Annotated in this window: 16 protein-coding genes; 14 read left to right on the plus strand and 2 right to left on the minus strand. The window is 50.5% G+C overall.

Annotated features, from left to right (window positions below; all coding sequences use genetic code 11):
- Positions 1 to 14: 14 nt before the first annotated feature.
- From gspD to KD147_RS05695, 12 genes are read left to right on the plus strand one after another with little or no spacing between them, the layout of a single operon-like run.
- The gene (gene gspD, locus KD147_RS05640) at positions 15 to 2081 is read left to right on the plus strand and encodes a type II secretion system secretin GspD (protein WP_105253595.1); all 2067 of its coding nucleotides are present in this window, start codon (positions 15 to 17) and stop codon (positions 2079 to 2081) included.
- Positions 2082 to 2133: 52 nt separating this feature from the next.
- Positions 2134 to 3630, plus strand: a complete 1497-nt coding sequence (gspE, locus tag KD147_RS05645; RefSeq protein ID WP_502710222.1) for a type II secretion system ATPase GspE — start codon at positions 2134 to 2136, stop codon at positions 3628 to 3630.
- Positions 3630 to 4862, plus strand: a complete 1233-nt coding sequence (gene gspF, locus KD147_RS05650) for a type II secretion system inner membrane protein GspF (protein ID WP_105253597.1) — start codon at positions 3630 to 3632, stop codon at positions 4860 to 4862. Before gspE ends, gspF begins: the two co-directional genes overlap by 1 nt.
- Before the next feature lie 44 nt (positions 4863 to 4906).
- Positions 4907 to 5329 (plus strand): type II secretion system major pseudopilin GspG, encoded by a 423-nt coding sequence (gene gspG, locus KD147_RS05655; protein WP_105253598.1) that lies wholly within the window; start codon positions 4907 to 4909, stop codon positions 5327 to 5329.
- A 2-nt stretch (positions 5330 to 5331) separates the two neighbouring features.
- The gene (gspH, locus tag KD147_RS05660; protein ID WP_105253599.1) at positions 5332 to 5916 is read left to right on the plus strand and encodes a type II secretion system minor pseudopilin GspH; all 585 of its coding nucleotides are present in this window, start codon (positions 5332 to 5334) and stop codon (positions 5914 to 5916) included.
- On the plus strand, positions 5913 to 6320 hold the full coding sequence (gspI, locus tag KD147_RS05665; protein ID WP_234399078.1) for a type II secretion system minor pseudopilin GspI: 408 nt from the start codon (positions 5913 to 5915) through the stop codon (positions 6318 to 6320). The genes gspH and gspI overlap by 4 nt, the downstream gene beginning before the upstream one ends.
- Positions 6321 to 6325: 5 nt before the next feature.
- Positions 6326 to 7114 (plus strand): type II secretion system minor pseudopilin GspJ, encoded by a 789-nt coding sequence (gene gspJ / locus KD147_RS05670; protein ID WP_105253600.1) that lies wholly within the window; start codon positions 6326 to 6328, stop codon positions 7112 to 7114.
- Positions 7104 to 8099, plus strand: a complete 996-nt coding sequence (gene gspK, locus KD147_RS05675; protein WP_105253601.1) for a type II secretion system minor pseudopilin GspK — start codon at positions 7104 to 7106, stop codon at positions 8097 to 8099. The genes gspJ and gspK overlap by 11 nt, the downstream gene beginning before the upstream one ends.
- Entirely contained in the window at positions 8096 to 9301 is a 1206-nt protein-coding gene (gspL, locus tag KD147_RS05680; protein ID WP_212547192.1) for a type II secretion system protein GspL, read from the plus strand. The genes gspK and gspL overlap by 4 nt, the downstream gene beginning before the upstream one ends.
- The gene (locus tag KD147_RS05685; protein WP_105253603.1) at positions 9298 to 9768 is read left to right on the plus strand and encodes a type II secretion system protein M; all 471 of its coding nucleotides are present in this window, start codon (positions 9298 to 9300) and stop codon (positions 9766 to 9768) included. Before gspL ends, KD147_RS05685 begins: the two co-directional genes overlap by 4 nt.
- Before the next feature lie 2 nt (positions 9769 to 9770).
- On the plus strand, positions 9771 to 10535 hold the full coding sequence (locus tag KD147_RS05690; RefSeq protein WP_212547193.1) for a type II secretion system protein N: 765 nt from the start codon (positions 9771 to 9773) through the stop codon (positions 10533 to 10535).
- On the plus strand, positions 10535 to 11140 hold the full coding sequence (locus tag KD147_RS05695) for a UPF0149 family protein (RefSeq protein WP_212547194.1): 606 nt from the start codon (positions 10535 to 10537) through the stop codon (positions 11138 to 11140). The genes KD147_RS05690 and KD147_RS05695 overlap by 1 nt, the downstream gene beginning before the upstream one ends.
- Positions 11141 to 11182: 42 nt before the next feature.
- Here the strand turns inward: KD147_RS05695 and KD147_RS05700 are convergent, their stop codons facing one another.
- Positions 11183 to 11380, minus strand: coding sequence for a hypothetical protein (locus tag KD147_RS05700; protein WP_105188042.1), 198 nt, complete (start codon positions 11378 to 11380; stop codon positions 11183 to 11185).
- 6 nt (positions 11381 to 11386) lie between these two features.
- A complete protein-coding gene (locus KD147_RS05705; RefSeq protein ID WP_212547195.1) occupies positions 11387 to 11728 on the minus strand; it encodes a hypothetical protein in 342 nt (113 codons plus the stop codon).
- A 213-nt stretch (positions 11729 to 11941) separates the two neighbouring features.
- On the opposite strand from KD147_RS05705, the gene ccoG reads away from it, so the two are divergent.
- Complete coding sequence (ccoG, locus tag KD147_RS05710; RefSeq protein ID WP_105188040.1) at positions 11942 to 13375, plus strand: cytochrome c oxidase accessory protein CcoG; 1434 nt, start codon at positions 11942 to 11944, stop codon at positions 13373 to 13375.
- Position 13376: 1 nt separating this feature from the next.
- Positions 13377 to 14354 (plus strand): serine/threonine protein kinase, encoded by a 978-nt coding sequence (locus KD147_RS05715; protein ID WP_212547196.1) that lies wholly within the window; start codon positions 13377 to 13379, stop codon positions 14352 to 14354.
- Positions 14355 to 14380 lie beyond the last annotated feature (26 nt).

Here is a 14380-nt window from a genome sequence, read left to right on the forward strand (position 1 = left end):
TGGAGAGAAGAATAATGGGCGCGAAATTTCGCACAAAAATTTTCAAAGGGCTGGCCAAATACGGTGCGCTCTTTTTTGCCGCTGGTATTAGTTTAAACCTGTATGCAGTTGAGTATGCGGCAAATTTTAAAGGAACGGATATTAATGAATTCATTAATATCGTCGGTAAAAACCTCAATAAAACCGTAATCATCGACCCCAATGTTAGGGGTAAGATCAATGTCCGCAGCTACGAATTAATGGATGAAGAGCTGTATTATCAATTCTTCCTCAATGTACTGGAAGTGCACGGTTTTGCTGCGGTTGAAATGCCAAACGGTATTCTCAAGGTAGAAAAAAGCTCGGACGCGAAAAAGTCTAATGTTCCCGTGATCGGCGAACAAGACGGTATCGGCGGCGATATGCTGGTGACTCGCGTGGTGCGAGTGAAAAACGTAACCGTGCAAGAGCTGGGCCCGCTTATTCGCCAATTCAGCGACCAAAAAGACGGCGGCCATGTTACCAACTTCAACCCATCGAACGTTATGATGCTGACCGGCCATGCCGAGTCGGTTAACCGTCTGGTAGAGATCATTCGCTTGGTTGACCAAGCCGGTGATAAGAGCGTTGACATCGTCCGCCTTAAGCACGCGACCGCCGGTGATGTGGTGTCTGTGGTCGACAATATTTTTAAAGATAACGGCAAGGGCAGTGTGCCGGACTTTCTAATCCCGCGGGTAGTGGCCGATGAGCGTACCAATAGCGTGATCGTCAGCGGCGAGGGCCAGGCCCGTACCCGTGCCATCGAATTGGTAAAGCGCCTTGATAACGAGCTGGAAAGCACGGGTAACACCAAGGTGTTCTACCTGAACTACGCTAAGGCCGAAGACTTGGTCACCGTACTGCAAGGTGTGAGTAAATCACTGACCGAAGAACAACAGGGCGCCGCCACCAACCAACGTGCATCGCGCCGAAGCCGCGGTGACATCAGCATCGAAGCTCATAGCGATTCTAACTCATTGGTTATTACCGCGCAGCCGGATATGATGCGCTCGCTTGAGAAAGTGATAGAGCGCTTGGATATCCGCCGTGCTCAGGTCTTGGTTGAAGCCATTATCGTTGAAGTATCGGAAGGCGACGGCATTAACTTTGGTCTGCAATGGATCACCGAAGAAGGTGGCATGCTGCAGTTTAATAACGGTACTACTGTGCCCGTGGGTTCATTGGCCGTGGCCGCCGAGCAAGCGCGAGATGAAACCATTATTGATAACGTGATTGGTTCAGAGAATGGCACGGTTACACCGATTGAACGTACGCAAGAAGGTGATCTAGGCCCGTTGGCCGCGCTGCTAGGCGGTATCAATGGCCTGGCCATGGGTATTGTCCGAAACGACTGGGGCGCCATTGTGCAAGCGGTATCCAATGATACCAACTCGAACATTCTGGCGACGCCGTCGATCACCACCATGGACAACGAAGAAGCGTCCATGATCGTGGGTCAGGAAGTTCCGATCATCACCGGCTCATCCACCGGCAGTAATAACGATAACCCATTCCAGACCGTAGAGCGCCAGGAAGTGGGTGTGAAACTGAAAGTAACACCACAAATCAACGATGGCTCGGCGGTACAACTGACAATCGAGCAGGAAGTATCGAACGTGGCCGGTTCTACCGCAGTGGATATCTCTATCAACAAGCGTGCCATCACTACGACCGTACTAGCCGATGACGGCGGCATGGTGGTGCTTGGCGGCTTAATCGATGAAGACGTGCAAGAGAGTGTTTCTAAGGTGCCATTGCTGGGTGATATTCCGGTGCTGGGCCACCTGTTTAAGTCGACCAGTACGGCCAAGCGTAAGCGTAACCTAATCGTCTTTATTCGCCCGACCATCTTACGCGACAGCGAAAGCATGAACCGCCTTAGCCACAGCAAGTATAACTTTATTCGCGGCGAGCAGTTAAAGCAGGACGATGATGGCATCGACCTTATGCCATTCGAGAAGGTACCTATGCTTCCTGAGTGGGACGACGCCCTGGTGCTGCCACCGACGTACGAAGAATACCTGAGAGAACAGAATAAGGCTGAGCGTAACAATGACTGAGCAAGTGGCCAATGATGCCTCACCTGAGGCGCTGGTTAGCGACGAAGAGCTGATGGAAGTATCCGAGGTGCTCGCCGCAGCGCCTTTGCGACTTCCCTTTGCTTATGCTCGGCGCTTCCAGGTGTTGCTGGTCGAAACTGACGAGCAATTGGTGTTGTACTACGCCAATGAACTGGACGCACAGGTGATGTTAGAAGTGCGCCGCTTCGCCGGCCGCGGTTTTGTGGTGGAAAAGCTCGCAGAAGATAAATTTGAGCTGCTGTTGGAAGCGTCTTATCAAAGAGACAGTTCTGAAACCCAGCAGATCATGGAAGATATCGGCAACGAGGCCGATCTTTTCTCCCTGGCCGAAGAGCTGCCGCAAACCGAAGATCTGTTGGCCGGCGACGACGATGCACCGATCATCAAGTTGATCAATGCCATGCTCGGCGAAGCCATTAAAGAAGGTGCCTCGGATATTCATATCGAAACCTTTGAGCAGGATCTGGTGATTCGTTTTCGTGTCGATGGCGTGCTCAAAGAAGTGCTTAAGCCAAACCGTAAATTGTCGTCGCTACTGGTGTCGCGTATTAAGGTTATGGCCAAGCTGGATATCGCCGAAAAGCGGGTGCCACAAGATGGCCGTATTAGTTTACGAATTGCCGGACGCGCCGTAGATGTGCGGGTATCAACCATGCCCTCAAGCTTTGGCGAGCGTGTGGTACTGCGTTTATTAGACAAAAATAACGCCCGCCTGAATTTGCACGATCTAGGCATGACGGAGCGCAATCAGGAATTGTTTGCCGAACTTATCCGCAAGCCACACGGTATTATTCTCGTTACCGGTCCAACGGGTTCAGGTAAGAGTACGACTTTGTATGCTGGGATGAGCGCCATCAACAGTAAAGATCGTAATATCTTAACCGTTGAAGATCCTATCGAATATGAAATTCCGGGTATCGGCCAGACACAGGTTAATCCTAAGGTGGATATGACCTTTGCTCGTGGTCTACGTGCGATTTTGCGTCAGGATCCGGATGTGGTGATGGTTGGTGAGATCCGTGACCTAGAAACGGCGCAGATCGCCGTGCAGGCCTCATTAACCGGTCACTTGGTATTATCGACCCTGCACACCAACACTGCCGCTGGTGCCATTACCCGTATGGAAGACATGGGCGTTGAGTCCTTCTTGCTTTCTTCTTCCTTGCTTGGAGTCTTATCGCAGCGCTTAGTGCGTACCTTGTGCAAGAGTTGTAAACAGCCGCATCAGGCCGATGCCAATGAATGCCAATTGCTAGGTGTAAGTGCTGAGCAGGCGCCCATCATCTACCGCGCCGTCGGTTGTGAAGAATGCAATTACAACGGCTACAAGGGCCGAACCGGTATCCATGAGCTATTGATTGTTGACGACCATATTCGTGAGCTTATCCACAATGGTAAGGGCGAACAATCGGTTGAGAAATACATTCGCCAGTATAGCCCGAGTATTCGCGGCGACGGGTGTACCCGTGTACTGGCCGGCAAAACCACTCTCGAAGAAGTATTACGGGTTACCCGTGAGGAGCAATAGTGGCGGCGTTTGAATATCGAGCTCTGGATGGCAAAGGCAAAGAAAAAAAAGGCATTTTAGAGGCCGATACCGCAAAACAGGTACGTCAACAACTGCGCGATAAGGGCTTGATGCCTTTAGCGGTTGAGCTGGCGGCCTCGCAGGAGAAAGCCAGTGCGGCAAAAACTGGCATGTTCAGCGGCCTGTTTAAGGCGAAAATCGCCACTGCAGATCTGGCCCTTATCACCCGCCAGTTGGCGACCCTGATTCAATCGGCACTGCCGGTAGAAGCTGCGGTAATGGCGGTGGCCGAACAGTGTGAAAAGCCTCGTCTAAAGAAGATGCTGATGGCGGTCCGCTCCAAGGTGGTCGAGGGGTATACCCTGGCCGATGGACTGGCGGAGTTTCCTCATGTTTTCGATAACCTCTATCGTTCCATGGTGGCCGCAGGGGAAAAATCCGGACACTTGGATCAGGTGTTGAATCGCCTGGCGGATTACACCGAGCAACGTCAGTATATGCGCTCGCAAATCGTGCAGGCCATGGTGTATCCCACCATACTGGTGGTGTTTGCCATTGCCATTGTCTCTATCTTGCTAGGTACCGTGGTGCCCGAGATCTTAAAGACGTTTGAGAAATCCAAACAGGCCCTGCCCTGGACCACGGAATGGGTTATGGCGGCCAGTGAGTTCGTACAGAATTACTGGTTGTTGACCCTGGTGGTCGTGGTGGCGATCGTGGTGACCATCAAACAGGCGTTGAAGCGTCCGCATATTCGCTTTTGGTACCACGCCCGATTATTGGCCATGCCCGGCTTAGGCAAGGTCAGTCGCGGCTTGAACACGGCGCGTTTTGCCCGCACCTTGAGTATTCTTTCTTCCAGTTCGGTGCCCCTGCTTGAAGGCATGAAGATCTCCGGCCAGGTGTTGGAAAACGATAAGATTAAACAGGCGGTGGCAGAGGCGGCGACCCGGGTCAGTGAAGGCGCCAGTCTGCGCGCTTCGTTGGAACAGTCTAAACTCTTCCCGCCAATGATGCTGCATATGATTGCCAGTGGTGAGAAATCCGGTGAACTGGAGCAAATGCTGGAGCGTGCCGCCGACAACCAGGACCGCGAGTTTGAGACCATGGTGAATGTGTCATTAAAACTCTTAGAGCCGGCAATGATAGCCAGCATGGCGCTTATTGTGCTATTTATCGTAATGGCAATATTGCAGCCAATCATGGCAATGAACAAGGCAATTGGCTTATAGTGGCCAAACAAACACAGATTTCAGTAAATTTAGAGGTACGAACAATGAGAAAGCAGTCTGGTTTTTCATTACTTGAAGTGATGGTGGTATTGGTCATCATAGGTATGATCATGTCGATTGTAGCCCCGAATATCATGGGCCAAAAAGAAGAAGCCGATCTGGATAAGGCGCACCTGGATATTCAACAAATTGAAGACGCGCTAAACATGTATAAGCTGCGTGTTAATACCTATCCAACAACGGAGCAGGGCTTGGAAGCGTTAGTAACCAAGACCAGCATTGAGCCGATTCCAAAGCGTTTCCCTGAAGGCGGCTTTATCAATGAATTGCCGTTGGACCCTTGGGGTAATCCTTATCAGCTAATCTACCCAGGTGAAATCGGTAAGATCGATGTGTTTTCTATGGGCCCGGACGGTGAAGCGGGCACCGAGGACGATATCGGTAACTGGGACGAAGAAGAGCGCTAAGCATGAAGGCGGTGAATCATCGAGCCGGTTTTACCTTAATCGAAATCCTGGTGGTGCTGGCAATTATTGCGTTCAGCGCCAACATGATTGTGTACAGCATTGATGATTCACGCCACGACGAATTAGAACAAACGGCGTTTGCTTTGCAAACCAGCATTAACTTTGCTTCCGAATACGCCATCCTTAATCAGCGTCAGCTCGGCTTGTTTATCGATGACGACAATGGTTATGAGTTTATGGTTTATGGCGAGCAAAAATGGCAGCCGTTGGATGACAGTGACGGCGTGCTTAAAGGTAAAAAGCTGGAGCCCGATTTCTCTCTGACTTTGAATCAAGAAGACCTTCCCTGGGCGCAGGATAGTCTGCTCAATGAGGTTGATTGGCAGCAGTTATTGGGAGCCGACGATGATGACTTTCTTGAGCTGCAAAAAATGCAAATTCCCCAAGTGATGATCCTCTCCTCCGGTGAAATCAGTCCATTCCAACTGCGCCTTGCCTTACAGAATACGGATGAAGATCTTGCCCCTTACATTATTGAAGGGGAATTTATGGCGCCGGTAAGCCTGTACCAAGAAGAGCTGCAATGATGGCTCAGTATATTTCTCGTCTGGCCAACCGCTGCGGTGGCTTTACTCTTATCGAGGTCCTGGTGGCACTGAGTATCTGCGCCATGGCCGGGATCGCCGCCATGCAGATCAGTGGCGAACATATTAATCACCTCGGTGCCATTGAAGAGCAAACCTATGGCTCCTGGGTGGCGGAAAACCAGCTGGTGGAAATTCGCGCCCAAGGGGATAACTGGAACGCCAAAAGCGGTGCCAAAGGTAAAACAGAGCTGGCCGGGTTGACCTGGTATTGGCAACAGGAAGTCATACGCACCGCCGACAGCAGCTTTGTGAAGGTGGTGATCACCGTATTTACCGATGAACAGCATGAGCAATTTGCCTACGAGCTTGCCACCTATATCGATAAAGAGGCGAGCCGGACGTGATGAAAATGCAGAGCCGCTCAGCCAGTGGCCATAGCCAACGGGCTTTTACCTTGGTCGAAGTGCTTGTGGCGCTAGGGGTCATGGCCTTCATTATCGCTGCCACTCATCAGATTTTTGAGGTCAGCACGCGCACCAAGGATATGTCAGAAGAGACCCTGGACCAGATATCGCGTTTGCAGACGGTTTTTCGGGTGATGGAGCAGGACTTTAGTCAGATTAGTAAGCGCAAGGTGCGCAATGAAGCCGGCGATTTTCAGGAAAAATACCTGTTACACGAACGTTTCTTATTCGGCAGCGAACTCGATGGCATTGCCTTTGTTCGCAATGGCTGGACCAATCCCGGCTATTTATTACCTCGCAGTGAATTACAAGCGGTAGCCTACCGCGTGCAGGAAGGGCGTTTAGAGCGCTTATATCGCCTTTATGTCGACCAGCTGGATAGCAGTGAGCCACGCGTGCAGGTGCTGTTGCAGGACGTCGAAGATTTTAGCTTTGAGTTCTTCGACGGCCAGTCACAAAAATGGCAGGAGCAGTGGCAGCAAGAGCAGCTGCCCAAGGCGGTAGCGGTGGATCTGCTCTTAAAAGAAGGTGACCCAATTCGTCGTCTATTTTTACTGGCGGGTCAGGGAGCGGATATCCCAGTGCAGCAAGGCGGCTCAGGAAACAATTCAGGCGCTGGTAACCAGGGTGGCGGCCAAGGCGGTAGCCAGGGTGGTTCTCAGGGCGGAAATAATAATCAAGGCGGCAATAACCGAGGTAACGGTGGTTCGACGGGAGGCTCTTATGGCAGCTAATCGTCATAACCGCGGCGCGGCCCTGATAATTGTTTTATTTATTGTGGCACTGGCCGCGACCATTGCCGCACAAATGAGCATTAACCTTATGGTTCAGGTGCAAAAGTCTTCGAATCTCAACGACTTTCGCCAGGCTAAATGGTATGCCTATGCGGCGGAGGCCCTGGCGCAAAAGGTGTTGCGCGAAAGTATCGAAGAAGAGCCGGATAAAATGCACCTGCAGCAAAGCTGGGCGTTGGCGGCCAACACCCCGTTCCCGGTGGATAACGGCACCATTGAGGGTGAAATAAAAGACTTGCAGGCCTGTTTAAACTTAAATGCGCTACGGGCTGAGCCCCAGTCGCAAAACGGTGGTTATGTAAAATCTAATCCGGCCCATAAGGCCCTGCTCGAGTTATTAAAAGAAATTGATGATTTGCCCAGTGATGAGTCCGAAGAGGCGATGGCCGACAGTGTCTTCGATTGGGTGGATGAAGACAGTATTACCATGCGCTCAGGTGCCGAGGAAGACGAATATTTATCGCGGGATGTGCCTTATTTAACCGCCAATAACTTTTTTGCCGACATTTCCGAGCTGCGCTTGGTTAAGGGCTTTAACCCCCTGGCAATGCGCAAATTGGCACCCTATGTGTGTGTGATCCCGGGCAGTGAGGTATTTGCTCTGAATGTAAATACCATTAACGAAGATCAGGCCTTGCTTCTTGCTGCTATGATTGAAGGGTTGGACGAGTCATCGGCGCAGTCGGTGATCAGTGCTCGCCCGGAAAAAGGCTTTGATTCGCTGAGCGACTTTGTTAACGAGGTAACCCAGCAAGGGGGCCGAAATGTTGACGCGGATAATGGTCAGTTTGTGCTGAAAAGTTCGTATTTTCAATTACAAACAACCGCAACTTTTGTCGAGTTTGAGTTTACTATGACGTCGCTATTACAAATAAATAATAAAGAAATTTCAATTATGGCGCGAAAATTTGGAGGCGTGCAGTGAGAGAATCCTTACTGATCCACGTGGGCGAGCGCCCAGACCAGCCCATTCACTGGCTGGTATATAATCCCGCAGAGGATGAAATTATCGCCAGCGGCCACTTGGCCGATGCCGCAGCCTTATCCGGACTTACGGACAAGGCGCGCAATCGCGATTGCACTTTGGTGGTCCCCTGCGCTCAGGTACAGCTGCAAAGCGTTAAACTGCCGGCAAAGTGGAATCGCAAGCTGGCACAGGCCTTACCATTTATGGTGGAAGAGCAGGTTACGGTCGATATCGACAGCCTGTTTATCGCTCATGGTAATGCCTATAGCGAGGCAGAAAACCATTTTATCAATATCGCCTTGGTCAATAGACAGTGGTTGCAAAACTGGTTGGAGCTATTTGCCGAGGCCGATATAGAGGTGGCAAATGTCTACGTCGATGCCCTGTTGCTACCCGAGCCCGCAACGCAAAGAGCCAGTGCGATAGCCATTAACGATGACAGCTTCTTGGTGCGCAGTGGCCAGTGGCAGGGGGCACAATTGGAACCGGGCTGGGCGGCGAGTTACTTGACCGCGGCCGGGGTGGAAGTCCTGGATTTATTCAGCCCATTACCTAGCGGCGAATTGGCGGTGGAAACCCAAAGCCATGAAGATAAATTCGAATTGCCTTTGGCCATGTTTGCCAAGGCCACGTCACCTATCAATCTGCGTCAAGGCGCGTTTGCCTACAAGAAAAAAAGCAGCGGTTGGATAAAGATATGGCGTCCGGCCATGGTGGCAGCGGCTGTGACCTTGGTCTTTATGCTTGGCGTAAAGGGTGCGCAGTGGTACCACTATGCCACCCAGGCCGAGTCGGTGCAGCAACAGGTGGTAAGCAGCTATGAGTCGGTCTTCCCCGGCACTAAGGTGCGCCCACACCTTATTCGTAACCAGATTAAAAATGCGCTAGGCGGTCAAAGCCAGGATGGCGGTGCCGAATTCCTGATGATGTTGCAGGATTTCGCCGATATTGTGCAGCAGAGCAACGAGTTTGTGACGCAAACGCTGCGTTTTGACCAGCGCCGGAATGAATTACGGGTTGGCGCCAGAGCCAAAGATTTCCAAAGTTTTGCGCAGGTCAAAGCGCGATTAGAGCAGCGTGGTTTTAGCGTTGATCAGGGATCTTTAAATAACGATGGCGAAAGCGTGGTGGGTGAGTTACGCATAAGGGGCGAACAATGAGTGCATTAACGAATTATTGGCAATCATTGAAGCCACAAGAACAGCGCTTGCTAAGCATTGCCGGTGTTATTTTTATTATCTTCTTCTTTGTTATGGTGATCTATCGACCGCTCAATAATGCCGTTGCCGACGCCAAACAAGAACTGAGTAAACAACAAGAGCTGCTGCAGTTTGTGCAGCAAAGTGTGGTTCAAATTAAGGCTAAGGGCGGCTCCGTTAAAGCCGTGTCTGGTGGCAATGTTACCCAGGTGGTGAACAGCACGCGTTCGCGCTATCAAATTGAGATAAGCCGAATGCAGCCCAGTGGTGAAGGTTTGCGTCTAAATATAGACAGCGTGCCCTTTAATCAACTCTTGGCCTGGTTGGACGACATAGTCAAGAATCATGGCGTGACCATTAGTAATATCGAGCTGTCTTTGGACCCTAAACCGGGCTATGTCCGCGTAAGTCGTATTGTTCTGGAGTAACTATGTCTGTTAAGAAAATCAGCGGTCTAGCCGTTGTATTTGTAGTATTTTTGCTGGTTTTCGCCATCGCTTTGTTACCCGCGTCGGTGGCCTTGGAATGGTTTAAAAAGGACCTACCCCCAGGCTTGCAATTGGGGCCGGCCACGGGAACCATCTGGCAGGGCCAGGTGCATGGCGTGCGCTATCAGGGTCAGTATGTGAGTACAGTGAGATGGCAGGTGCAGCCGCTGGCGCTGCTGCAGGCTAAGCTTAATACGGACCTGGTGCTGGGTAATAAGCGTAATGCCAATGAGCTTTCGGCTCAGGGTCAATTGGTTTATGGCCTGTTTAACAAAGAGTTGCAACTGCATGATGCGCAAGCGCGATTATCGCTCGAGCAAGTGTTACAAAGAGTGCGCCTACCCATACCGACAGAGGCCAAGGGGCGCGTGTTTGTGGAGTTGGATAACTACCAGCTTGGTGAGCCCCATTGCCAGGCCTTGGCTGGTACCATCAGCTCTGCGGATATCAATGTGAAGGGTCGTAACGGTTGGTTTAGTATTGGTGAACTTGAAGGTGAACTTGGTTGTGTGAATGGCGCTGCTAAGGTGACCGTTACCAAGGAAAACCGTTTGGGCTTACAGGTTGACGCCGGCTTTGATGAGCGTGGCCAGTTCAGTGTGAACGGCTTTATCAAACCGGATGCCAGCCTACCCAAGGATGTTCATGATGCGGTGCAGTTCCTTGGTGCACAGGGAGCTGATGGTCGCTATCGGATCAATTTCTAATGCTTGAGCAGTTGTTAACGCCTTTGCGCGAATACCTTGGTGAGGCCCGTGGGGCAATGCCATTGGCTCAGGTTAAGGGCTATCTCTTTGCCCTGATCTGTGCGCCAGCACCCATTGAAGAAGAAGTATGGTTGCAAGAGGTGCTCGGTGAGAGCGCTGTTGATTGCGATGAAAGTGTTTTGTTTGCGTTGATGAGTTTGCATCAGCAGATCAGCGAGCAGGTATATGAGAGCGGCTTTAAACTCACCGACAATATTCGGGTAGCACAGCGCTGGCAGGATAACTTGGTTGCCGATGCCGACTTGCACCTGTGGGCTAAAGGTTTTGTACTTGGTGTGACTTACTACCTCGAGCCCTTGCTAAGTGCTTCTTCCTGCTCCGAGCAATGCAAAGAAATGCTCGCTCAGGCGGTGACTGTGCTTGGGTTGTTTGCCGATGCCGAGCAATTTAACACGCACGCGGCAAACAGCGGTCAGGGTGAGCAGGCGTTTAACGACTCGCTTATTGATATGATGGCCGATTTTAGTCTGGGGTTTGCCGAACTCATTGAGTTGGCTGCGGTGCAAAGTGGTTTGTTTGACGATGAGCCGCACTGGGAAGCCTAACTCGCTATTGAGGGTATAACCTGTATAGGCTAAGAGGGTAGCTTATCCAAGTTGCAGTAGCAGGTCGGTGCAACCCTTGGCGCAGCTGACCTTGGCAAAGCCTGGCTCGGCAAGTTGCAGGCTGATGGTGCCTTGGCAATGCTTACAGAGAACTGTTTTACCCTTGCTCAGTTGCTGCAGCAGACGTTTATGTTCGGCAAAAGAGTCGCCCTGCTTTTTATTGAGTGCTGAAAAGTCCATGGTTACCTAGTGAGTAGCTGCAATAATGGTGCAGCTTTGTAGCAGATCGTCACCATAAAAATATTGATTAAGATTCCTATCCTTACAATATAGCTGCTCCCAGCGATGCATACTGCGAACAGTTCTAAAATTTTCGGCGAGATGGGCGTCTTGCTCTTTGTCTAAGTTCAGTTGTGAGCGGATTTCGGTTAATGCATGTTTTGCCCTCACTTCCCGCTGTACCTGAGTCGAGTCACTTAAATCCGAAACCACCTTACCAAGAATCTTGTCTCGGGGGTTTTTGATCAAAGGGTGATCGACACTCAGCAGGGCTAGCAAAATAACGACCAACAGTAATAACTTCTTCATGAGTAAACCTTGATCTAGGTGGCTATGGTTACGCTGATAGTGTAGTAAACTCTGTGTTTTAAAGGCAAGCTTTATAAGGCGCTTAGGGCGAAATATAACGCCTTACCTGCATCATTTTGGCGGCCGAATTGATATACTTGCGCCAAAGCACAAACCTAATCACGAGTTAGGTGAGTTTGCCCATTCCTATATCCCTGGTGTTGAGGAACTAAGATGGAAAAAGAGCAGCGGATCAAGGTAAAAAATATACCCAGTGACGTGAAAATCGAAAAGCCCAGTGGGGCCGAATACGATAGATTTAATCCCCGTAACCGCATTTATGTGCGCGCCGTCACCGGACTACACCAGTTGCTGAGGCAGCGTATAGGCTTAATCGGCATGCTTGCCTTTATGTTGTTGCCATGGGTTAACTACAATGGCCAGCAAGCGGTACTCTTCGATATTGATAACCAACAGTTCAGTATCTTTGCATTGACCTTCTGGCCGCAAGATTTAACCATCCTGGCCTTTATCTTTATGATTGCCGCCTTTGCACTGTTTTTGGTTACCACCTTTTATGGCCGTGTCTGGTGTGGCTATACCTGCCCACAAACGGTGTGGACCTTTATCTTTATCTGGTTTGAAGAAAAATTCGAAGGTACCGCCAACCAACGTAAAAAGCTGGACCAACGCCCCATGGACTTTGATAAGTTTTGGCGTAAAAGTGCCAAACATGGCAGTTGGTTACTGTTTTCCTTGTATACCGCCATCACCTTTGTCGGTTATTTCACTCCCATGCGTGAACTCGTGCCCGACTTTGTGACCTTGTCGGTGGGGGGGTATGCACTCTTAAGCATAGTAGTGTTTGCTCTGTGTACCTATGGTAATGCGGGCTGGATGCGGGAAATTATGTGTTTGCATATTTGCCCTTATTCACGCTTCCAGTCGGCGATGTTCGATAAAGACACCTTTACCGTAAGCTATGACGCTAAGCGCGGTGAAAACCGGGGCCCTCGAGGCCGCAAGCAAGATCCCAAAGAGTTAGGCCTGGGTGATTGTATCGACTGTAACCTGTGTGTGCAGGTATGTCCTACCGGCATCGATATTCGTAATGGTCTGCAATACGAATGTATCAACTGTGGTGCCTGTATCGATGCCTGTGATGGCGTTATGGATAAGATGAATTACCCTCGCGGGCTTATTTCATACACCACTGAGCGCAACCTTGAGGCTTCTGCCGAGAAAACTAAGCCGGTACGCGGCAAGTTGGTGGGTTACTCTATTATCCTCCTAATTCTCATTGGTGCGCTGGCCGTCAACATTGCCATGCGGGTGCCCATGGATTTGGATATTATTCGTGACCGTAACCAGCTTTATCGCACAACCTTTGAAGGGTTAGTAGAAAACACCTACACCCTTAAGGTATTAAATAAGGCGCAGGTGCCCCAGCAGTTCCGTATTGAAATTGAAGGGTTGGAGCATTATCAGGTTATAGGTCAGCTTGAGTTTAGCGTCGCACCTGGACGTTCTCACGATGTGCCCTTGTCTGTGGTTATCGACCCATATGATCTGAAAAAGCCGATGACAGAGTTTAATTTTGTGCTCTACCCGGTGACCGATCCCGAGACGAAAATTAAGCAAAGCAGTAATTTCTTTAAGGGGCGCTGAGGTGAGCGAATTTAGTTTTGCCTCCCTGACCCCGGATACCATTTTAGATGCCCTCGATGAAGTGGGCATCTACGCCGAGTCTGGCCTGTTGGCGCTCAATAGTTACGAAAACCGCGTTTATCAGTTTATGGCTGAGGATAAGCGCCGCTATGTGGCTAAATTCTATCGCCCTGAGCGCTGGAGTAACGAGCAAATTCTTGAAGAGCACAGTTTCAGTGCCGAGCTGCAAGAGGCCGAGGTGCCGGTGGTGGCACCGCTGTGCATCGAAGGTCAAACGCTATTTGAGCATAAGGGCTATCGTTTTACGCTGTTCCCCAGCGTCGGCGGTCGTCAGTTTGAGATGGATAATCTTGATCAGCTGGAGCAACTTGGGCGTTTAATTGGCCGAATGCACAAGGTGGCGGCGGCAAAACCCTTTGTCACACGGCCGGTGTTGGGGTGTGACGAATACCTTCATCAAGCCAAGGTTCATTTGCAGCACAGTAACTTGGTAAGTGAGGCAATGTCTTTACCTTTTTACACCGTGCTCGATCAGGTTATCGACAAAGCTAGCCGCTTATACCAGAGTGTTGCTACTATACGCTTGCATGGCGATTGCCACGCTGGCAACATTCTCTGGTCTGCAGATCACATGCTGACCTTTGTCGACCTTGATGATAGCCGTCAGGGCCCGGCAATGCAGGACCTATGGATGATGCTCAATGGTGATAGGCATAACCAGTTGATCCAGCTTGATACCCTGGTCAATGCCTATGAGGAATTTGCCCATTTTGAGCACGGCCAGTTGCGTTTGATCGAGCCGATGCGCGCCATGCGTATGGTGCATTATATGGGCTGGATTGCCAAACGTTGGCAGGACCCGGCATTTGAACGGAACTTTTCTTGGTTTGCACAAGACAAATACTGGGAGCAGCAAACCCTGGCATTAAAAGAGCAACTGGCGGCGTTAGACGAGCCGGCGCTTAAACTGATGCCATAAGCGCGCAGCCAAATTGAATTTAAAAG

It is taken from the genome of Pseudoalteromonas sp. BDTF-M6, assembly GCF_018334135.1.
Lineage (GTDB): Bacteria > Pseudomonadota > Gammaproteobacteria > Enterobacterales > Alteromonadaceae > Pseudoalteromonas.